General features: G+C 56.1%; 18 protein-coding genes and 1 pseudogene. 7 read left to right on the forward strand and 12 right to left on the reverse strand.

Annotated features, from left to right (window positions below):
- Positions 1–291: 291 nt before the first annotated feature.
- The gene (locus tag KDX30_RS27615; protein ID WP_122396962.1) at positions 292–1,317 is read left to right on the forward strand and encodes a quinone-dependent dihydroorotate dehydrogenase; all 1,026 of its coding nucleotides are present in this window, start codon (positions 292–294) and stop codon (positions 1,315–1,317) included.
- A gap of 118 nt (positions 1,318–1,435) precedes the next feature.
- Here the strand turns inward: KDX30_RS27615 and rmf are convergent, their stop codons facing one another.
- On the reverse strand, positions 1,436–1,651 hold the full coding sequence (gene rmf, locus KDX30_RS27620; protein ID WP_002553055.1) for a ribosome modulation factor: 216 nt from the start codon (positions 1,649–1,651) through the stop codon (positions 1,436–1,438).
- Positions 1,652–2,219: 568 nt separating this feature from the next.
- On the opposite strand from rmf, the gene rlmKL reads away from it, so the two are divergent.
- A complete protein-coding gene (gene rlmKL, locus KDX30_RS27625; protein ID WP_231678066.1) occupies positions 2,220–4,490 on the forward strand; it encodes a bifunctional 23S rRNA (guanine(2069)-N(7))-methyltransferase RlmK/23S rRNA (guanine(2445)-N(2))-methyltransferase RlmL in 2,271 nt (756 codons plus the stop codon).
- Between the two features lie 149 nt (positions 4,491–4,639).
- Positions 4,640–7,051, forward strand: a complete 2,412-nt coding sequence (locus KDX30_RS27630) for a sensor domain-containing diguanylate cyclase (protein WP_231678073.1) — start codon at positions 4,640–4,642, stop codon at positions 7,049–7,051.
- Positions 7,052–7,220: 169 nt separating this feature from the next.
- Here KDX30_RS27630 and dacB read toward each other — a convergent pair whose 3' ends face one another.
- A complete protein-coding gene (gene dacB / locus KDX30_RS27635) occupies positions 7,221–8,687 on the reverse strand; it encodes a D-alanyl-D-alanine carboxypeptidase/D-alanyl-D-alanine endopeptidase (protein ID WP_231678067.1) in 1,467 nt (488 codons plus the stop codon).
- Positions 8,688–8,775: 88 nt separating this feature from the next.
- Positions 8,776–9,015 carry a hypothetical protein gene (locus KDX30_RS27640; protein ID WP_231678068.1) on the reverse strand — a complete coding sequence of 80 codons (240 nt, stop codon included), beginning with the start codon at positions 9,013–9,015 and terminating at the stop codon, positions 8,776–8,778.
- Here KDX30_RS27640 and KDX30_RS27645 point away from each other — a divergent pair.
- Positions 9,008–9,352 carry a YggL family protein gene (locus KDX30_RS27645; RefSeq protein WP_027898748.1) on the forward strand — a complete coding sequence of 115 codons (345 nt, stop codon included), beginning with the start codon at positions 9,008–9,010 and terminating at the stop codon, positions 9,350–9,352. The two genes, KDX30_RS27640 and KDX30_RS27645, sit on opposite strands and share 8 nt — an antisense overlap.
- 44 nt (positions 9,353–9,396) lie before the next feature.
- On the opposite strand, the gene KDX30_RS27650 is transcribed toward KDX30_RS27645, so the two are convergent.
- From KDX30_RS27650 to KDX30_RS27685, 8 genes are all read right to left on the reverse strand, one after another.
- Positions 9,397–13,047, reverse strand: coding sequence for a transporter substrate-binding domain-containing protein (locus tag KDX30_RS27650; protein WP_231678069.1), 3,651 nt, complete (start codon positions 13,045–13,047; stop codon positions 9,397–9,399).
- Between the two features lie 8 nt (positions 13,048–13,055).
- Entirely contained in the window at positions 13,056–13,682 is a 627-nt protein-coding gene (locus KDX30_RS27655) for a response regulator transcription factor (protein WP_231678070.1), read from the reverse strand.
- A gap of 336 nt (positions 13,683–14,018) precedes the next feature.
- On the reverse strand, positions 14,019–14,417 hold the full coding sequence (locus tag KDX30_RS27660; RefSeq protein WP_122395424.1) for a response regulator: 399 nt from the start codon (positions 14,415–14,417) through the stop codon (positions 14,019–14,021).
- Between the two features lie 324 nt (positions 14,418–14,741).
- On the reverse strand, positions 14,742–16,073 hold the full coding sequence (locus tag KDX30_RS27665; protein WP_027898744.1) for a deoxyguanosinetriphosphate triphosphohydrolase: 1,332 nt from the start codon (positions 16,071–16,073) through the stop codon (positions 14,742–14,744).
- A 62-nt stretch (positions 16,074–16,135) separates the two neighbouring features.
- Positions 16,136–17,293 (reverse strand): EAL domain-containing protein, encoded by a 1,158-nt coding sequence (locus KDX30_RS27670; RefSeq protein ID WP_231678071.1) that lies wholly within the window; start codon positions 17,291–17,293, stop codon positions 16,136–16,138.
- A 176-nt stretch (positions 17,294–17,469) separates the two neighbouring features.
- On the reverse strand, positions 17,470–17,808 hold the full coding sequence (locus KDX30_RS27675; protein ID WP_027898742.1) for a hypothetical protein: 339 nt from the start codon (positions 17,806–17,808) through the stop codon (positions 17,470–17,472).
- Positions 17,805–18,197 (reverse strand): phage holin family protein, encoded by a 393-nt coding sequence (locus tag KDX30_RS27680; protein ID WP_231678072.1) that lies wholly within the window; start codon positions 18,195–18,197, stop codon positions 17,805–17,807. The genes KDX30_RS27675 and KDX30_RS27680 overlap by 4 nt, the downstream gene beginning before the upstream one ends.
- Before the next feature lie 5 nt (positions 18,198–18,202).
- Positions 18,203–18,517, reverse strand: coding sequence for a DUF883 family protein (locus KDX30_RS27685; RefSeq protein WP_027898740.1), 315 nt, complete (start codon positions 18,515–18,517; stop codon positions 18,203–18,205).
- Positions 18,518–18,987: 470 nt separating this feature from the next.
- On the opposite strand from KDX30_RS27685, the gene KDX30_RS27690 reads away from it, so the two are divergent.
- The 3 genes from KDX30_RS27690 (at position 18,988) to KDX30_RS27700 (ending at position 21,054) form a co-directional block, all read left to right on the forward strand.
- Positions 18,988–20,079 (forward strand): acyltransferase family protein, encoded by a 1,092-nt coding sequence (locus KDX30_RS27690; protein WP_231678074.1) that lies wholly within the window; start codon positions 18,988–18,990, stop codon positions 20,077–20,079.
- Between the two features lie 33 nt (positions 20,080–20,112).
- The gene (locus KDX30_RS27695) at positions 20,113–20,739 is read left to right on the forward strand and encodes a hypothetical protein (RefSeq protein ID WP_317633760.1); all 627 of its coding nucleotides are present in this window, start codon (positions 20,113–20,115) and stop codon (positions 20,737–20,739) included.
- A 78-nt stretch (positions 20,740–20,817) separates the two neighbouring features.
- Positions 20,818–21,054 (forward strand): glutaredoxin family protein, encoded by a 237-nt coding sequence (locus KDX30_RS27700; protein WP_231678075.1) that lies wholly within the window; start codon positions 20,818–20,820, stop codon positions 21,052–21,054.
- A gap of 74 nt (positions 21,055–21,128) precedes the next feature.
- On the opposite strand, the pseudogene KDX30_RS27705 reads toward KDX30_RS27700, so the two are convergent.
- Positions 21,129–21,317: pseudogene (locus KDX30_RS27705) on the reverse strand (hypothetical protein); the annotation flags it as partial.

Here is a 21,317-nt window from a genome sequence, read left to right on the forward strand (position 1 = left end):
CCGGTGGCGGCGGCCCCACGCAGCAATGTCGGATTACGGGTATGCCGAGCGACAGCGAGGCACCCAGTGGTGGGGCAAGAGCCTTTTGCTTACTTTTGGGCTCCTTTCAAAAGTGAGGCGCCGTAAGGGCGCAACCCCAAAGAAGCCGTTACCGCAGCAATGGATGGTGCTCAATGCAGGGGTTATCTAAATACCTATACCGCAAAAGCCTGCAGGCATGCCTCGCACGCAATCGCACAGACGTCTATAATCGCCGCCCTGAATTCAGCTTCTTACGAGCCGCGCCCGCCCATGTATAACCTGGCCCGCCAGTTACTGTTCAAACTTTCCCCGGAAACCTCCCACGACCTGTCGCTTGATCTGATTGGCGCTGGTGGCCGATTGGGCATCAATGGCTTGTTGAGCAAGGCGCCCGCGCGTCTGCCGGTGAACGTCATGGGCCTGGATTTTCCCAATCCGGTCGGGCTTGCCGCGGGTCTGGACAAAAATGGCGCAGCCATCGACGGGTTTGCCCAACTGGGTTTCGGCTTCGTTGAAATTGGTACCGTGACGCCGCGTCCTCAGCCGGGTAATCCCAAGCCGCGGATTTTCCGTTTGCCGCAGGCTGAAGCGATCATCAACCGCATGGGCTTCAATAACCTGGGCGTTGATAATCTTGTGGCCCGGGTTCAGGCCGCCAGCTACAAAGGCATTCTGGGTATCAATATTGGCAAGAACTTCGACACGCCTGTCGAGCGGGCAGTGGACGACTACCTGATCTGTCTGGACAAGGTGTACGCCCATGCCAGCTACGTAACGGTCAACGTAAGTTCCCCCAACACCCCAGGCCTGCGTAGTCTTCAGTTTGGTGACTCGCTCAAGCAGTTGCTCGAAGCGTTGCGGGTTCGTCAGGACGCGCTGACCCAATTGCATGGCAAGCGTGTGCCGCTGGCTATCAAGATCGCGCCGGACATGACCGACGAAGAAACCGTCCTGGTTGCCGCTGCGTTGATCGAGTCAGGAATGGATGCGGTGATTGCCACCAACACCACCCTGAGCCGCGTGGGCGTCGAAGGCTTGCCCCATGGTGACGAGGCGGGCGGTCTGTCCGGTGCTCCAGTGCGTGAGAAGAGCACCCATACCGTGAAGGTACTGGCTGGCGAACTTTCCGGGCGGATGCCAATCATTGCGGCAGGCGGGATCACCGAAGGCAAACACGCGGCTGAGAAAATCGCTGCTGGCGCGAGCCTTGTCCAGATCTACTCCGGCTTCATCTATAAAGGCCCGGCGTTGATTCGCCAGTCGGTGGATGCTATCGCCGCGATGCGCAAATACTGAGGGCAAAAAAAGGGGCTCCTTCAAGGAACCCCTTGGGCTTGCGCCCGGCGCCCGGATGGGACGCTTCTGGTTTTGACACGATTTCAGAGATTTGATGGACTGATCGGAAGTTACCTGGTTATCCGACCGCGTGAAGTTCGTTGAGTCTGTGGATTCCCGCAGTGCCGGTCATACCGTCCCAGTTGTCGCCACGTCCTTCTCGCCAGCCATTGATCCAGGCTTGGCGTACCGACGGTAGAGTAAAAGGGCAAAGCTCACGGGATTTACCATGAACGCCGTACTGATATCCGCGTAAAAATGCTCTTTCCAACGGATCACGCTTAAGTCTTCTCATAGGGTGTTGCCCTCGTTTGTTGACTGTTATGTCCCTGAGACCTCATGTCGAGGTCGGGCAGAAAATTTTCTGCCGTTGGTACCCGCTGCCGGCGTCGCGGGCTTTGGTGTTCTCACCGTTGCGGTGACAACCTGTGGTGATTTCTAACCAATGGATCGAGTGCTGTGAATGATCGTTTTGTCATAAGCACGTCATATTTGTAATAACTGGAACATAAGCAAGCTTGTGTTTCAAAGTTGATTATTTCGGCAGCCCTGAACTGGCAAGGCTTGCAAGAAATGTTGCGACTGTTTCGCAACCGCAGATGATGGCCTGTTGCAAGTAGGCCTAAATCGACGAAGGGTCGCGATGTGACTTTTTATTGCGAAGGTCGTCGTGCTGAATAGTGGTTTTTAAATCTCCCTTGGCCATGATGGTCCAGGGATGACTGCCTTGATGACGTATAGGCTCATGAGGTGGTCTGGCACAAATTGTGTGCCGCGCAGGCGTTCTCCAAGAAAGACGCCTGTTTTAAATCTGGTCGGGCAATGCGTTGTCCGCCGCTTATGGCTAAAGCCCTGGAATACTCATGTCGGACCGTTACGAACTTTTCCTCACCTGTCCTAAAGGCCTGGAAGGGCTTCTTGCAGAGGAAGCCACTGCGCTTGGCCTCGAGGAAACCCGCGAACATACCTCAGCCATTCGCGGCAGTGCCGACATGGAGACCGCTTACCGGCTATGCCTCTGGTCGCGTTTAGCCAACCGCGTGTTGCTGGTCCTCAAGCGTTTCCCGATGAAGGATGCCGAAGACCTGTACAACGGCGTGTTGCATGTCGACTGGCATGATCATCTTGAGCCGGATGGCTCGCTGGCAGTTGAGTTCAGCGGCCATGGTTCAGGCATCGACAACACCCATTTCGGCGCCCTGAAGGTCAAGGACGCCATTGTCGACAAACTGCGCATGCCTGACGGTTCGCGGCCGTCAGTGGACAAGTTGAATCCGGATCTGCGCGTGCATTTGCGTCTGGACCGTGGCGAAGCAATTCTGTCCCTGGACCTGTCCGGCCACAGCCTGCACCAGCGTGGTTATCGCTTGCAGCAGGGAGCTGCACCGTTGAAGGAAAACCTGGCTGCCGCAATTCTGATTCGTGCAGGCTGGCCGCGCATTGCTGCTGAAGGCGGCGCGCTGGCTGACCCGATGTGCGGCGTGGGCACATTCCTGGTTGAAGCGGCGATGATTGCTGCCGACATTGCACCAAACCTCAAGCGTGAGCGTTGGGGGTTCTCGGCATGGCTCGGCCACGTGCCCGCCCTGTGGCGCAAGCTGCACGACGAGGCGCAGGAACGTGCCGAAGCCGGTCTCGCCAAGCCGCCGCTGTGGATTCGTGGCTATGAAGCGGACCCTCGTCTGATTCAACCGGGCCGCAATAACGTCGAGCGTGCCGGTCTCAGCGAATGGATCAAGATTTACCAGGGCGAAGTGGCGACATTCGAGCCGCGCCCTGACCAGAATCAGAAGGGTCTGGTGATCTGTAACCCCCCATACGGCGAGCGACTGGGCGACGAAGCCAGTCTGCTCTATCTCTACCAGAACCTTGGTGAGCGTCTGCGTCAGGCCTGTCTGAACTGGGAAGCCGCGGTATTTACCGGCGCTCCGGATCTGGGCAAACGCATGGGTATTCGCAGCCACAAGCAATACGCTTTCTGGAACGGCGCCTTGCCGTGCAAGCTGCTGCTGATCAAGGTGTTGCCTGACCAGTTCGTGACCGGCGAACGCCGGACTGCCGAACAGCGTCAGGTTGAACGTGAACACGTCGAGCCGGAAGACACCAGCCCGCTGGTGACCCCAGGTAAATACGAGAAGTACAACAAGAACGGTAACCCGATCAAACCGGCTCCTGTGGTGGTCGAGCAGCCGCGCTTGAGCGAAGGCGGGCAGATGTTTGCCAACCGCCTGCAGAAGAATCTCAAGTTGCTGGGCAAGTGGGTACGTCGCGAGGGCATTGATTGCTATCGCGTGTATGACGCCGACATGCCTGAATACTCGCTGGCCATCGATCTGTATCAGGATTGGGTACACGTTCAGGAATATGCTGCGCCCAAGTCCATCGATCCGGAAAAGGCCTCGGCTCGCCTGTTCGATGCATTGGCGGCTATCCCTCAGGCGCTGAATGTCGACAAGAGCCGCGTGGTCATCAAGCGTCGCGAGCGCCAGAGCGGCACCAAACAATACGAGCGTCAAAGTGCTCAAGGGCAGTTTGTCGAGGTCAACGAAGGCGGCGTCAAGCTGCTGGTCAACCTGACGGACTATCTGGACACGGGGCTGTTCCTGGATCACCGCGCCATGCGCATGCGTATTCAGCGCGAGGCTCAGGGCAAACGTTTCCTCAACCTGTTCTCGTACACGGCGACGGCCAGCGTACATGCCGCCAAAGGCGGCGCGCGCAGTACCACCAGTGTCGACTTGTCCCGGACGTATCTTGACTGGGCGCGGCGCAACCTGTCGCTGAACGGTTTCTCCGACAAGAACCGTCTTGAGCAGGGTGACGTGATGGCTTGGCTGGACGCCTGTCGTGAAGAGTACGACCTGATCTTCATCGATCCGCCGACCTTCTCCAACTCCAAGCGCATGGAAGGGATTTTCGACGTGCAACGCGATCAGGTGCAATTGCTGGATCTGGCCATGGCCCGTCTTGCGCCCGGTGGCGTGCTGTATTTCTCGAATAACTTCCGCAAGTTTGTTCTCGATGAAAATCTTGCACAGCGTTATGCCGTGGAAGACATCACCGCCCAGACCATTGACCCTGACTTCGCCCGCAACAGCAAAATCCATAAGGCGTGGAAAATCACAGCCAGATAATCGATCCGCACATCGATCCGTTCGCATTTGTGATGGATCGATGTGCAATCGGTACCGAGTCAGGCTAGGCAAAATACTGGCTAATAGCTATAAGTGAGCTACAGCCAGCGTGACGCTTCGCTATGCTGTGGCGTTGCGAGTGTCGAATGATGCCCACGAGTCAGATTCGTCCCAGGATTCTCGGCTTTATCAATGAGCAGGCCTCCGCGTGGGTCGTTGCCGCATTCGCCTTTCTGGTAGGTGCTGCTCTGACTGTATTGTTGGCGTTCGCCAACTCCGAGCTTTATGAACGTCAACTGCGTCAGCGTTTTGATCTGTTGGCCAATGAGCGCTTCAGTCGCATTCAGGAGCGGCTCGACGGCCAGGTTTACCGCCTGGACAGCCTGCGTCGTTTCTTCATGTTCTCCACTGTCGTCACCCGAGCTGAATTCAACGGCTTCGCTGATCCGTTGCTGATCGGCACCGAGGCTTACTCATGGGCGCCAAAAGTGACGAATGCCCAGCGTCACCAGTTTGAACGGCAGACCGTTACAGAAGGGCTGACAGGCTTTTCGATACGTGAAGTGACTCAAGAAGGCGTGCTTGCACCTGCGGACGTACGCTCTGATTACTTTCCGGTTCTGTTTACGCGTTCGCGCAGCACCGAGCCTTTGCCACTGGGGTTTGATATCGGCTCCGAGAGCGTTCGCCGTAGCGCTGTTGATCTGGCGGGCAAGTTGGGTGCTATGGTCGCGACACCGCGCATGAGTCTAGTGGCGCTGGAGCCGGGCAACTCCAGTGGGGTATTGCTGCTGGCGCCGGTGATGTCTTCCAGCACCAATCCGGTGGGCGAGGCTGCAGATGTCAGCGGTTATGTCATGGCGGTCATCAGCCTCAGCAAGCTGATGACTGAGGGGTTGCCGTCTCAGGACAACCTGACCTTGACCATGAGCGATCTCGCCTCGCCAGTCGAACAACAACTGCTTTATCAGTCGCCCATCCCCGCAGTAACCGGCGAGATACGCGTCAGTACCTTGCTGGGGCTGGCCAACCGTGACTACCTGCTGGAAATTCGGCCGACCGCGGCGTTCATGACAAGCAACCAGTCGCTGGTGGGAAGTGTGATTCTCATGGGCGGGCTGCTGAGCCTGCTGTTGAGTGCGTTGCTGTACAACCTGATCAGTCAGCGCCAGCGTGCCTTGCGTCTGGTGGACGAGCGCACTTCTGAACTTCGGCTGCGCGAGCGGCAATTGCGCGGTGCTCACGGACAACTCAGTAGCGTGCTGAACGCCGCTACCGACGTTGCGATTATTGCAACGGATCTTAACGGCGTTATCAGCACCTTCAATGTCGGTGCCCAGAAGATGTTGGGTTATCAAGAGGAAGAGGTGCTGGGTCAGCTTCAGCTCAAGGACCTGCAGATGCCGGCCGAGCTGGAAGCGCATGCTCAACATCTGAGTCAGGCTTATGGCTATCGGGTGACGGCCAGTCAGGCGATTTTCGTTGAGGCCGACGATGACGCCCCTCACAAGTCTCACGAGTGGACGTTTATCCGGCATGACGGAAGTTCGCTCGTGGTCAATATGCTTTTGACCGCGGTGCGCAACGAGCATGAGCAGTGGGTGGGGTATCTGGCTGTTTGTATCGATGTCACTGAGCGCAAACTGGTTTACGAAGCTCTGGCCGCACGTGACATGTTACTGAAGAAAATCAGCGCACACGTGCCCGGGGGGATTTTCCAGTTTCAGATCGATGCCAGCGGTGAGTCGCGATTCAATTACATCAACGATGGCATGTGCGAACTGCATGGTATGACCCGTGAGCAAATGCTGCTTGATTTCAAGTCGGTGTTTGCCCGTGTTGATCCGCTGGATGTAAGACGTGTGAAAGACTCCATGCGCGCTTCGGCGCAACACATGACGCCTTGGCAGGACGAGTATCGACTCAATGTTCCAGGGCATGGACTGCGTTGGGTACACAGCCACGCCATGCCGGAAGCTCAGGCTGGCGGCGGCGTGGTCTGGCATGGATTCCTTTCCGAGATCACTGACATGAAACGCGTGGAGGAAGAGTTGCGCGCGATGTCAGTCACCGACGTGCTGACCGGCGCCTACAACCGGCGTTATTTCCAGGAACGCCTGAGTGCTGAGCTGGCGAGGGTCAACCGTCATGGCGGAGCCTTGTCATTGATCATGCTGGACATTGATCACTTCAAGCGCGTCAATGATCAGCATGGTCATGCGGTGGGCGATAAGGTGCTGCAGGTCATTTGCCAACGAATCACCACTCGCTTGCGCCGTAGTGACGTGTTCTGCCGTCTGGGTGGTGAAGAGTTTATGGTGCTTTGCCCGGGGAGCACTGCATTTGCGGCGCATGAACTGGCGATCCAGCTCTGGAACGTTCTGCGCAGCCAGCCGGTGGATGGCGTCGGTCTTGTCACCGCCAGTTTTGGCGTGGCGAGCTGGCGTGAAGGTGAGGATGCCGATGCGCTGCTGCTACGTGCCGACTCCGGTGTCTATGCCGCCAAACAGGCGGGACGGGATCGAGTGGAGGGTGAGAAGCAGGGGGAGGCGAGTGTGTGAGTGGCAGGAGCAGGCTTACAGGTGCCAGCACATCGATATCTGAGCTGAAATGCATTTCCCTGTAGGCGCTAGCGAGCACCGCGAGGCAGCGATAGCGATCTGCCTGATGCACCGCCATCTCGGCCTCGCGGTGCTCGTGCGCTCCTACATAGTCATTTACTGCAATTCTTCACTGCTGCCGTATCGACACGGTGTTATCACCCAGCTTTGGCTGGCGATACAGCTCGACCAGTACTTCATCGAGCACCGAAGACGCGCCCCACGGGCGTGGGTCGTTGAGGATGGCGACCACAGCCCAGGTGTTGCCGTTGCTGTCGCGACTGAAGCCGGCAATGGCGCGGACGTTGTTCAGGGTGCCGGTCTTGATATGTGCTTCACCCAGTAGCGGGGTGCGTTTGAGGCGTTTGCGCATCGTGCCGTCCATGCCTGCCAGTGGCATCGAACTCATGAACTCTGCTGCGTAGGGGCTTTTCCACGCCGCCTGCAGGAGGATGGCCATTTCACGGGCGCTGACCCTCTCATCCCTGGACAACCCCGAGCCGTTCTCCATCACCAGATGCGGTGCGGTGATGCCTTTCTTGGCCAGCCACTGGCGAATGACCCGCTGTGCTGCCTTGGCATCGTCACCGTCTGCATCATTGCGGAACTCTGAACCGAGGCTCAGGAATAACTGCTGGGCCATGGTGTTGTTACTGAATTTGTTGATATCACGAATGACTTCAACCAGATCCGGCGAAAAAGCCCTTGCCAGCAGCTTGGCGCTGCCCGGTACGACGTCTACCCGGTCTTTGCCCTGGATGGTGCCGCCCAGTTCCTGCCAGATAGCGCGCACTGCGCCTGCTGCGTAAGTCGGATGGTCGAGCAGCGACAGGTAAGTCTGCGAATTGCAGCCGTCACCGAGTTGGCCCGTAACGGTCACATTGACGGTGCCATCTGGCTGCGTGACCGGGTTGTAACGAACGTCACCGCACTGTTTGGACGCGATAGCTTTGACCTGATTATCGACGCGAATGGTCGCAATCGGCGGTTCCACCGAGACCATGACCTTGCCGCCGTCGTTACGCGTGATGAAGCGTAGCGCCTTGAGGTTGACCATCAGCGAGTCGGGTTTGACCAGAAACGGCTTGTTTCTGTCGTTGCCGTCATCATCGAACACCGGCAATTGCGGTTGTACAAAGTGGCTGCGATCCAGTACCAGGTCACCGGTTACCTGTTGTACGCCATTGGCCCGCAGGTCACGCATCAACAGCCAGAGCTTCTCCATGTTCAGTTTGGGGTCGCCGCCGCCCTTGAGGTAAAGGTTGCCGCGCAGTACGCCATTATTGAGCGTGCCATCGGTAAAGAATTCGGTTTTCCACTGGTGGGTTGGGCCCAGTATTTCCAGCGCTGCGTACGTCGTGACCAGTTTCATGGTCGATGCCGGGTTTACGGAGACGTCGGCATTGAATACGGTCGGAGTGCCTTGACCGTTGAGTGGCAGCATTACCAGGGACAATGCGTCATTGCCCAGCTTGCTGGCTTTGAGTGCTTGCTGGACCTTGGGGGGGAGCGAAGTGTTGACGGGCGCGGCGTGAGCCGGCAAGGCCAGTGGAAATAGAAGGGTGGCAAAAAACAGTGGACGCAATGATTTGATCATTCAGTAACCCCTACAACAAAGACGGGACACGAGAGGGCATAGATGGATTCCCTCGACAAAAATAAAGATGACGTGAATACCAGTGGCTTCAAACAGTTTCGCTAACAATATGTAATACGTCTGAATTGAGCGGCATTATGCCCCAATCGTGGGCGACTTGGGTCCCGCCCAGGCCTCTGAATAAAGTATTTTTGTCATCGCAATGCATAATCAGCTCGCTATTGATGTCGCAGGCATTATCGCGCTGTGCCGGTTTTATGGGCATTTGCCTTTCCAAACTGATAAAGTGCGCCCCGATATTACTCAAGAGGATTGTTCCAATGGCCACTAATCGTTCCCGTCGTCTGCGCAAAAAACTCTGCGTGGATGAATTCCAGGAGTTGGGTTTTGAGCTGAACCTGGACTTCAAGGAAGACCTGGATGAAGAGGCGATCGACGCATTCCTCAACGCTTTTCTGACTGAAGCCATGGACGCCAACGGTCTTGACTACGTTGGCGGTGATGACTTCGGTCTGGTTTGCCTGGCAAAACGTGGTTCCGTCAATGAAGAGCAGCGCGCAGTCGTTGAAGCATGGCTCAAGGGCCGCAGCGAACTGACCAAGGTTGAAGTCAGCCCGTTGATGGATGCCTGGCACCCGGAAACACCGATCAATTCGGTAGCTTGATGTTCCCGCGGCGGGCTTAAGGCCCGCCGCTTTATTCCCCCTCGTCACACGGCTCTGTTCAGAGCGTCTCGCAAAGCCTGCTCCAGATCGAGCATGGCAACCTCCATGGCTTGTTGAACATCCCTGATTTCTTCCTCTGCCGATGTCTCCTGACATGCATCCTCTAATGCATCGCACGTTTCAATCACTCTGGTTGCCCGAATGATTCGCGCCGCACCTTTGATCCTGTGGGCAAGCTGGCACAACTCGTATTGATCTCCTGGCGCTTGCAGAGCCGTCAACTGATGCCGATCCTCCTCGGTGCTGCGCAGGAGTTGTTTGAGCAGGCGCTGAATCATTTCCGGACGTTCACCGGTAAGGGCACTGATACTGGCCATGTTGAATGGCGGTTGCGGTTTAACGGGTGGAGTCTGCTCGCTCTCGGTCAATGCGTCTCCCCGTGGATGAACGCTGCCTAGCCGTTCGCTCAGGGATGTGAGGCTGATTGGTTTGAACAGACAATCGTCCATACCCGCTTCACGACAGCGTTGTGTTTCTTCCGGTTGCGCATTGGCGGTAAAACCCCATATCGCACAGCGCTGTTGCCCGGTTTCATGCTCCTGGAGGCGGATGGCCCGTGTCAGGTCGTAACCATTCATGATGGGCATATTGCAGTCGGTCACGACCACATCGAAGTAACCCTCCAGCCAAAGCTGTAACCCTTGCTCGCCCTGTTCTGCCACTGCACAGCGATGCCCGAGAAACTCCAGCTGCTGGCAAAGCAACAAGGAGTTGGCCGGATGATCATCCACCACCAGGATATTCAGCGTGGCGTTTGCCATGGCAGGGTTATCAGGTTGCTCGCTCAGCGTCGCCAAAGGCTCCAGCGTGGTCAGGTTGAAAGTCATGTGAACCTGCGTGCCTTTACCCTGCTCACTGTCCAACTCAAGTGTGCCGCCCATCATTTCGCACAGGCTGCGGCATATCACCAGCCCCAGACCTGCTCCGGTGCGCGCCTGTTGACCATTGTCGTCAGCCTGCGCAAAAGGTTCGAACAAGCGTTGCAGATCCTTCTCGCTGATACCTATGCCTGTGTCCTGAATACTGACGTGCAGTTGCAGTTGTCGCGGATCAGTGCCGGTTTCGGTCTGCAAGGTGATTCTGATCTGGCCCTTTTCCGTGAACTTGATTGCATTACTGATCAGGTTGGAAAGGATTTGCTTGAAGCGTAACGGATCAATCAGCACGTCGGCGTTGATGCCACTGTCCAGATCGAGCAACAGGCTGAGGCTTTTTTGCCGGGCCAGTCCGTCGAATACTCGCACAACGGACTCGACCAGTTGGCGCAGGTTGGCGCGTTCCGGGCTCAAGGTCAGCCGTCCGGATTCAATGCGTGCGATGTCGAGAATGTCGCCAATCAGTTCAAGCAAATCCTTGGCCGAGCTGTAGGCAACCTCAACGGCAGGGCGGTCCATGTGGCCTTGATCGGCACGTTTGAGCGCCAGTTCGAGCATGCCGATCACAGCATTCATCGGCGTGCGTATTTCGTGACTCATGGTGGCCAGGAAGGTGCTTTTCGCACGGTTGGCGTTATCGGCCTGATCCTTGGCCGAGCGCAGGTCTTCGATCAGTTGTCGGCGTTCACTGATATCGATCCAGCCGCCAATAATGCCCTTTACTTCTCCCAGCGAGTCCCGAAAAGGCAAAATCCAGTGATAGATCGTCAGTTGCCGCTCTCCGATCTGCAACGTGCGGTCAAGAATCATGGGGTTGTTTGTCGCCATGACCAGTTGATAGTCGCTGGCGAATTCCCTGGCCTCGAAAACATTACTCAGAACGCCCTCGGTAACCCCTTTGTCGAGTACATCTTCACGTTGCGCGTCAAATGCCTTCAGGTAGCTGTCATTGCACATGCGCAGAAGGCCTTCACGGTCACGCACGTAGATAGGGTGCGGGCTGCCATTGACCAGTGCTCTCATGAATTCGAACTGATCGTTCAAAGCCCGCTCGGCCTGCTCGCGTTGTTTGATCTGGCGGCGCATGTAAGCGTTCCAGGCCAGCGAACCGAGTAATAGCAGGCCAGCCCCCAGTACGATCTGATAAATCTGCCGCTGGTAATCCTGCCAGTTGCCGCCAGAAGGAGTGAAGGAGCGCCAGCGGTTGTTAATCGCTGCGAGTTCCTGCGGTGCGATGCTGGACAGCGCCTTGTCGAGAATACTGATCAACTCCGTGGCTTTTCGGGAAGTGGCCATAGCAATCAGCGCAGGTTTGTCGCCAACGGTCGTGGTTATTTGTAACCGGTTTTCAAATATTCCTGAGCTCAGGAAATAGTTGGCGCTCACCAGGGAGGTGATCGCCGCTTCGACCCTGCCTTGGGCAAGCATTTCCAGAGTCTGAAAGGGGTTATCGACTTCGATGGGGACTACCGTGGGGAACTCCCGCCGCAGGAAAGGCAGGATAGGGCTGCCCAAAGTGATTGCGACCCGCTTGCCACTCAATTGCTCAAGATTGATCGAATTCTCAGGCCATTTGCGCGTGATCAGTACGAATGAGTTGTCCAGGTAAGGCCGACTGAAACTGAATTGATCTTCGCGTTCTTCACTGGGAATCAGGGCGCTGATCAGGTCCGCCTGGCCCTGACTGACCTGACTCATCATATCGGCCATGGTGGGCGCCCGGGTAATCTCGAAACGCAAACCGGTGCGCAGGCGCACCAGTTCAAGCAAGTCGGCGGTTATTCCACGAAAGTTGCCGCTGGCATCAAAGAACGTCAGCGGCGCGTATGATTCGTTGATCACGACTCTGACGTTCGGGTGCTGTTCGATCCAGCGCTCCTCCCGGTGAGTCAATTGCAGCTTCTGGTCAGTCAGCATCAGGTCGCTGGCACCCCAGCGCCTGGAAATCGCGATGCGCTCTTCAACCGGAATGGCCTTGAGCGTGCGGTTGATGATATCCAGCAACTGATTGTTTTCACCATCGACCGCAAAACTGAAGCCGTCGGGTTCGTGTCTGCCGAAATTGGCCATCTGGATGTTGTTGAGGTACCCCTTGTTGATCATGTATTGGGTAGAAATAGTGTCTCCAAGAAAGACGTCTGCCTGATTGAAGGCAACGGCATTGATCGCGCTTTGAAATGACGGATAGGTTTTCAGCGCTGCGTTGGGATAAAGCTTCTGGATTTCCTCCGGTGGCAGGTAGTGGTAGACCATGCTCAGGCGCATTTCTGCCAGGCCATCGGTGAGCGAGCGTGTTTCACCGGTGCGGGTGACCAGCACCGGCTGATCCACCGCGTAGGGGGTAGAGAGCTTGATCTTCTGGTCTATCGCTTCGAACCCGTTCGCGCTGCCCAGCAAGTCGATCTGCCCGGTGCCAAGGGCAGCGATGGCCGCCTGCCTGGATTCAAAGCGAAGCACCTTGACCGGCAGATCCAGCGCTCTGGAAATGATGTTTGCGTAGTCGGCGGTGAACCCTTCGTAGTCGCGCCCGGTCAGCGTCATGTCAAATGGCGGATAGTCGGGAGCCGAAGTCCCCAGAATCAGCTCACGCTTATTGCGTATCCACTGCCATTGGGTCTTGTCCAGTTGCAGCTCCATATGCCCGATGCTGGAGCGGCCCAGCAGGGTGTAGAGTTCGGCTGCAGCGAAAGCGGCCTGACACCCCAGACTCAGGCAAAAGCTCATGGTCAGGATCAAATAGTACTTAAAGCGCCTGGACATCCTGTTCCTCACACTAGCGCGTTGCGTTTTGCCATTTCGATTAGTTCTACCAGGGTTTTGACCCTGAGTTTCTGCATCAGGCGTGTTTTGTAAGTACTGACTGTCTTGTTGCTGAGAAACATGCCCTTGGCAATTTCCTTGTTCGTTCTACCTTGGGCAAATAATTGCAGTACCATCAATTCGCGATCATTGACTAACTTGAACAGCTCTATTTCGCTGGGTTGACCGTTTTCTACACTGGGTGGAGTGAGTGCCTGGCTTGGGAAGTAATTGTAGCCGGATAATACCGCTTTCACCGAACTGAGTAATTCGCTGAGATCTTCCTGTTTACACACATATCCCGCCGCGCCTGACTGCATGCAGCGAATCGCAAAAAGACTCGGTGTCTGAGAGGTCAGGACCAGAATTTTCGAATCAAGCCCCATCGAGTTGAAGCGGGCCAGTACCTCCAGGCCATCCAGCTTGGGGATGCTGATGTCGAGGATGATCAGGTCCGGCATGCATTCGCGGACCATTTGCATCGCATCCACACCGTTATCGGTTTCGCCTACGACTTCGTAGTTTTCATTTTCCAGAAGCATTCTAACGGCAAGGCGAATAACAGGATGGTCGTCGATGATAAAAACTGAGTTCATAATTCTATCCATAACAAGATGCGAGGAAAGGGCGCACCTTAGCTCAGATGTTCGGGCAGGCACATGAAGAGACCCTGCTATAGGTGATATATAGGAAAGTTCCTACAGTAATTAGAGTATTGGAGCACGTAGGAGCCTGTTTTTCTGATGCGTGATGTTTAATTCAGCGGTGGATTACTCTGATGAACGGAGGGCGATGTGTATGTTGTTTATTTCGCGCGGGAATTACCCTACACGTTGTTTATACGCTTTCGGTAGTTGTACTAGCGTAGTTCACTACAGCGTTAGAGTCTGCGTAGACGGGTAATGGCTTTCATCCCGCCATGCTTCAGCGGTTCAGCTTGCCGGAAAGCAGGGCTCCAGCAGTTGGGCAAGGTCAGCACCGTGCAGGGGTTTGCCAAGACAACCCAGCAGAGGCAGCCCGCGCTGAACCGCCAGGTGTTCGATGGCACGCAGTTGGGCGTTATCCAGCCCGCTGAGGACGATGGCGTAACGGGCCATGCCTTGCTGAAACGCCTGCTCTATGATGTCGAGTCCTGCGCCATCTGGCAGGCGCTGGTCGCAAATCAGCAGGTCATAAGGCTCGGCGGCTCGTTCTATGGCTTGCATGGCCTCGGTAGCAGTCAGGGCAGGAGTCAGTAAAAAGTAGCCCTGATTGTTCAGAATGATCTGTGTGGCAATCAGTTGGAAGGGATGATCTTCCACCAGCAGAATGCGTAATTTATGTTTAAACATCAGGAAATCCGGCAAGAGTTGTTGGCGGCCCGGATGCTGAGCCGACGCAAGGCTGCGACGACGGGCAGCATCGACAAGGCCTCGTGGGCGGGTAATGTAGAGGCGCCAGCGATGGCGGCTAAAGGGGCGGGAGTATCTGGCAGGTATTGAGCGCTTGCGATAAGACGATTCCTAAAAGGCTGTAGGAGACGTCCGAAGCTTTAAGTCGTATCAGGTAGATCCATCGTAGTAAATCAGCACCGTCGGCACCGCTGCGGCGATGACGGGCACACAGCACTGCTGCCGTCTGCTCCCTTGCAGGCGAGCGACGGCAACTGTTGACCTTTACATCGGGCTGGAGCGGCCGGTCATCTCCCGCGCCATTTCACTCGCGTAGCTGTCGGTCATACCGGCGATGAAGTCGATCATGCGCAGGAAGGAGGCGTGCAGAGGTGCCTTGGGATCCGGAGCGCTGTTGCCGAGCAGGTCCAGAATACGACGATGCTTGAAAGACGGCGTACGTCCGCCGAACTGCTCCAGAGCAGCACCACAGAACGCATTAAGCAGTATTTCAAGTGTTGTGTAGGCGCCGATTTCATGCAGCGTCTTGCGCTTGTCCTGGAATATTTTCTTGCGCGCCATGTCTTTGGCGCTCAGCACGCAGCGCTTGGCCGGGCCATGCATATGCTCGACCAGGTCACCACTCAGGGTGCCAGCCAGCAATGCGTCCTGTTGTTCGACGAAGGCCCGCGCCGCCGCGTTGGTCAAATGCTCGATGGCTTTGCCACGCAGGATTGCCAGTTTGCGTCGACGCGAGTCATCAGGCCCAAGTTGGCGGTAGGTATCAGGCAAATCATCGCCGACCAGCCCCAGAAGCAGCGCTTCGACCTCCGCATACTCCAGCAGCTCCATTTCCAGGCCATCTTCCAGATCGATCAGCGCGTAGCAGATGTCGTCCGCAGCTTCCATCAGGTACACCAATGGATGCCGAGCCCAGCGTTGCTCTTCAAGTTGCGGCAAGCCCAGTTTCTGGGCGATTTGCTCCAAAATAGGCAGTTCGCTCTGATAGCAGCCAAATTTGTGTTTCTTGTAGCCCAGAGAGTCGGCGTGGCGCGCCGTCCATGGATATTTAAGATAAGTGCCAAGGGTTGCATAGGTCAGCCGTGTACCGCCGTCGAACTGGTGATATTCCAGTTGAGTCAGAACGCGAAAGCCTTGGGCATTGCCTTCGAAATTGAGGAAGTCATTACGTTCGACCTCGCTCATTGCATCCAGCCAGCCACGGCCTGCAGCCTGATTGAACCAGTTGCGAATCGCGTCTTCGCCGGAGTGACCGAAAGGCGGATTGCCAATGTCGTGGGCCAGGCAGGCTGATTGCACGACCATGCCCAGATCACTGGGATCGCACCAGTCGGGGAGGGCGCTGCGCAGGGTTTCACCGACACGCATGCCCAATGAACGGCCCACGCAGCTGACTTCCAGTGAGTGGGTCAGGCGCGTATGGATGTGGTCATTGCTCGAAACCGGGTGCACTTGTGTCTTGCGCCCGAGGCGTCGAAAAGCGCCGGAAAAGATGATCCGGTCGTGGTCCTTGTGAAAAGGACTGCGTCCCAGTTCTTCCGGGCTGTGCAGGGTTTTGCCAAGTCGTTCGCGGTTGAGCAGGGTTTGCCAATCCAAGGCGTTCACTCCGTCGGTAAAGACTGCCTAGCTTCCTGATTCGGTGTCCCGGCTGCAAGGCTTTAAAAGCCAATCGCATCGACATCGATCAGGAGTATGCGTTGGTCGTTGTCGAAAAACTGCCCGGCGGTCAGGCAGTACTGGTTGGTCGTGGCGTCGCGATAGGTGTTGGACAGTATCAGGCGGCGTTCATGCCAGCCTTCTGCAAGCAAATGATAGAAATAGGGACGCCATGACCAGTTATGGCCTATGTAAGTCGCATCGGAATGCCATTCGCCGTTGCGCCACTCCAGATTGGGCGTGAGCTGGGTGCCATGCCGGTCGCATTGGTAGAAACGTAGCAACCAGGGGTAATCGTGCAGTTGCGGCAGGTGGTCGAGGGAACGCTGATCCCAACGCTGCAGAGCGGCCATCAACGAAGTCAGTTGCTGGCGAAGATCCATCACCCGTGCCCGCTCTGCGAGCTTTTTCTGCACATAGCAGTCGCGCAGTCGGGCGAATTGTTCGACGAACGCATCCTTATCGAAAAAAGCCTGCTCGCCTCTTGCAAACAGAAAGCCCTGTACATACCGCGCACCGCATTCGAGAGCGAAATGCAGTTCTGCCTCGGTTTCGACACCTTCAGCAATAATCCAGCAACCGGTTTTCTCTGCCATCTGGGCCAGGGCCTTCACGATATCGCTGCTGGGGCCGCCTTTAGCAGCAGCCTGAAACAAGCGCATGTCCAGCTTGAGAATGTCAGGTTGCAGCGCAAGCACACGATCCAGTTGGGAGTAGCCCGCGCCGAAATCATCAATGGCAATTCGGGCGCCTGCGTCGCGATAGCGGCTCACGACTTCCGCAAGACGCTGGCTGTTGCCTTCCAGTTCAGTGATTTCAAAAACGATACGGCGTGGATCTACACCATTTCGTTGCAACTGCTTGAGGCTGGGCAGCGGCTGGCCAGGGCGCAGACGAGAGATCCAGCGTGGTGAAATATTCAGGCTCAGAAACCAGTCATCAGGAGCCTGGTGAAGTCGACTCAGTGCGTCGTCCCGGATAATACGATCCAGGCGACGCAATGCAGCAGCAGGTACTCGCGGATCAGCGAACAACGGCCCGACAGATTTGAGTTGGCCGTCATCCTGAAGAACACGGCCCAATGCTTCAACACCAGCAATACGGCCAGTAGCGGTATCAATGAACGGCTGAAAGCAGGCAAGGGGTTGCCCATCAATCACATGGCCTCCTCAGTAAACTCGGCAGTTAACGGCAATAGAAACGGCGGTCAAAAAGGGCTGGTGAAACGGCTTTCAAGAAAGTATCCCACAACGAAATCGACGGCTTCAGTAGGACCCGAAGCCGTCGATTCAACCTGATGGGGGAGTGTTGCCTGCAAGAACGCAGCCAATTGCCACTAGTGTTTTCGGGAGGAACCCAGAGCCAGTCGAATAATCGGCAACAGACTTACACCGAGTTTGACGATGCGAGTGAGTCCGCCGGGACGTTTGCCTTTCGCGCCCTTGCCGCCCAGAAATCCGAGAAGCGAGACCACGCCCATACCCCACAAGGGAGCATGCTTGATGCCCAATGTACCTTGCCAGTCGGTAGTCATGCCGCGAACCCGACGCAACGGTAGCATCAGGTTCGTCGACTCCTGACGTATTTCCTGGCGGTGCATTTCCATGCGCAGGCGAACAAGGGCCTTGCGAAGTTCCCGGCGGGAATGTTTCTGGTGGGATTCAGGCAAGCTCATCGCATCAGTCGCTCACGGTCATTGGCCAGCTCTTCCAGGGTCGCATTGAACGGCGACGACTCGTCGAAAATGGCAGCTTTGAGGCGCAGGGCGCAGAACAACGCGCACAGCGTATAGAACACGCACAGACCAATGATGCCAGCCAGACGATAACTGTCCCACAGCACGATGAGCAGCAATGCAGACAAGCCGGTCAGCAGAAGCAAGGCGAACAATAATGCAAGGCCTGCGAATAGCAGCAGGCTCAATGTACGTGCTTTTTGTTCCTGCAGTTCGATGCCGAACAGTTCGACGTGGCTGTGCAGCAGCCCAAGGACCGCCGCACCCAGTCGCCGTGGCGAAGATGAGGTCTGGTCTGATGCCGGACCGGATTCAGTTCCCAGAGCCATATTCGTTAGCGCCTTGTAGCCAGCAGACCGATCAGGAAGCCAACGCCAGCAGCGATGCCGACTGATTGCCATGGGTTTGTCTGTACATAATCTTCGGTCGCAACAACGGCTGCCTTGCCGCGTTCGCGGAGGGATTCTTCAGTGAGCTTCAGGGTTTCGCGGGCTCGCACGAGGCTTTCATTGATCTGGCTGCGCAGTTCGTCAGCCTGAGCACCTGCCAGTGAAGCGGTGTGTTCCAGAAGCTTCTCCGTGTCGGCAACCAGTACCTGAAAGTCAGCCATCAAAATTTCCTGGGCGTTCTGTGCTGTTTGGCGTGCCATTTTTCTCTCCATTAAGTGCGTATGGGGTTTCGAGTACAGGGCGTTGCTGAAGGTTCACTTCAATGCAGCATGAAATCGTTGGACGGACCTGTAAGGCATTTTGCAGTGTGTTGGTGCGCGACCTTTTGACTGTGCGCTCATCAGGAGCGCAGGGTCTCCGGTACTTCTTTACTTCTACTGCTCCAGCGCTGGGTCTGAAGTTTCCATGATTTTTCCGGCTCTGTCTCGATAGGAATACCGGCAGGCGCGTCGTTTGGGCATTGCATTTAGATGCGAGGCACTGGCCTCAATCACGCGAGACTTGGCTATGCTGTCACCCGATACAGAATCGTGTGTTGCTGTCGGGCCGTTATTCTGGTGGCCTGCACGTATCAAGGACTGCTGGTCTGAGGAGTTGAGTGCCTCGGTAATTCATGGAAGTACTGACGCCGCGATTGGCGATTGGCGCTTGGGCATGGGCTGGAGGTGACATGGAGCGGCTGTATTCACTTCAAGGGCTAAGGGGCCTGGCGGTGCTGGGCGTAGTGCTTTTCCATATGACGGCTGTTGAATTGAAATATTCGGGAGGCGACAGGCTGCTGCCTGGCTGGCTGGATTTCTTTCAATTAGGTGTCGATTTGTTTTTTGTCATCAGCGGCTTCGTGATGGTCATCGTCAGTCGCGGACGCTTTCAGAGCGGCGTTGAAAGCCAGCGGTTCCTGTTCAATCGTGTGTCGCGTATCTATCCGACCTACTGGCTGTATTTTTTCATTACGCTGGCGGTTTATCTGATTCAGCCCGCAATGGTCAACAGTGGTCACGGGGAGTCAAACCTGTGGCTGTCTTTTCTGTTGTTGCCCAGTGAAAAGGTCCTTCTGGTGATGGTGGCGTGGTCGCTTGTATTTGAGCTGTGGTTCTATCTGGTGTTCAGCGTCCTGCTGTTTTTCAAGGAGCGCTATTTACCGTGGCTACTGGCCGTCTGGGCATTGGTTTTACTGGTGTTCAACACACTTGAGGACTGGCAGGCGTACTCACCTGTGCTGGCAGTGGTTCTGCATCCTTATGCGCTTGAGTTCATCGCCGGAGCGTTAATGGCTCTTTTGTTTTACAGCCGACATAACGTTCGCATCCCCGATGCTGCGGTCTGGGGATTGTTGGCCGGGGTATTGCTATTGGGTATTCCGGTCATTGGCCTGTATGGGTTATTTGAAAGTCATGGTCTGACACGGATGCTGGTGGTCGGCCTGGTGTTTGGCCTGCTGGTGTTCACGCTGGCATTGCTGGAGCGTCGTGAGCACGTGGCCATGCCCAAGGGACTGGTGTTGATCGGCGACATGTCTTACACCGTCTACTTGTCCCATTTGCTGGTGCTGGGGGTTATCGGACGTATCTGGCAATTGGTGGGCGGTTGGCCCGAGACGCTGGCGGACAATATTTTCTTCACAGCACTGATGATGAGTGCGGTGCTATGTTACGGCTGGGTCGGTTATCGCTATTTCGAGAAGCCGGTGCTGGATCGGGCCAATGCTTTTGCCCGTAAACACTTTCGAGCGCGCTCATCTGGCCTGGAGCGTGCGCAGTAAGATTTGGCGGCGTGCTACGTGTTGGAGTCACCGTTGGATATAACCCTCGTTTCACTTACCCCGTATGGCGGCATCACGGTCATGCTGCCCGCTGCAATCGTCATCACCGGTTGGCTCTGGATGACCCGCTCGCGTCGCTCGGCGCTGCTGTGGGTTGCCACTGTTTTTGCGGTCTACTCGATCGTAGCCGTCAGTAAAATCCTCTTTAAAGGCTGGGGCGTGGCGCTGGAAAGTCTCGGTATTTATGTGCTGAGTGGCCATGCGATGAATACGTGTCTGGTGCTCACTGTGGGTTTGAGTCTGATCGCTCGGCAGGTGCATCCGATGTTGAGTTGGCCTGCTGCAGCGTTTGGCATGGTAGTGGGCTGGCTGTTCAGTATTTACTGCGTCGCACCGTTCATTCATCCGTTGCCTGAAGCGATTGCCGGTGCGTTGCTGGGCTCTCTGGCGGCAGGCCTTTTTCTGCTGGGTCTGGAAAATTTCCAGCCAGGCCGGATTCCTTCTGCAGCTTTGGTGATTGGTTTGTTGTTTATCGCGTTCAATGCGACGACGCCCAAATACACGGCGGAGTCGATTCTGGATCGTATTTCAATGCGGATTTCCGGTGCAGGGCAAGTCTACAAAGCGCCAGAGTGGCGGGGCCCCGGGGAGACGCTTTGATCTGCTGGTTCATCCTCGACGACTATCACTGGCAGGCCTAAAATAAGCGCTCATTTTTCTGCGCAGAGGGTCATGCGTATGCCTCCTGAATGTCAGTTGTTTGGCACGTTGGGGTGTCATCTGTGTGAGGTTGCTGAAGCCGAGTTAATGCCATTGGTGGAGCACGGCCTATTGGTGGAACTGGTGGATATCGGCGACAGCGAGCGGTTGTTTGAAACTTATGGTTTGCGTATTCCGGTGTTGCGTCGTGTCGATACCGGCGCGGAACTGGACTGGCCGTTTAGTACCGAACGGGTGGTCAGTTTTCTGTTTTAGGTTTTAGAATGTGGTACGTGTGATTCTTGCGTACATATCCGTTACTGCGGTCTGGGCTGATATTGGTTGCGCTTTTACAGCGCCTCACTTTTGGGAAGCGCAAAAGTAAGCAAAACGCTCTTGCCCCACCACTCGGCACCTCGCTGGTGCTCGGTGTACCCGCGCGCAGATCCTGAACCGTGGGCCGCCGCAATGGGCCATCCATGGCCCGGTGCGGCTAACCCGGCATCCTTGCCGGGTTGCCCACGGTTCAGAATCTGCGT

Source organism: Pseudomonas quasicaspiana (assembly GCF_021147825.1).
GTDB lineage: Bacteria > Pseudomonadota > Gammaproteobacteria > Pseudomonadales > Pseudomonadaceae > Aquipseudomonas > Aquipseudomonas quasicaspiana.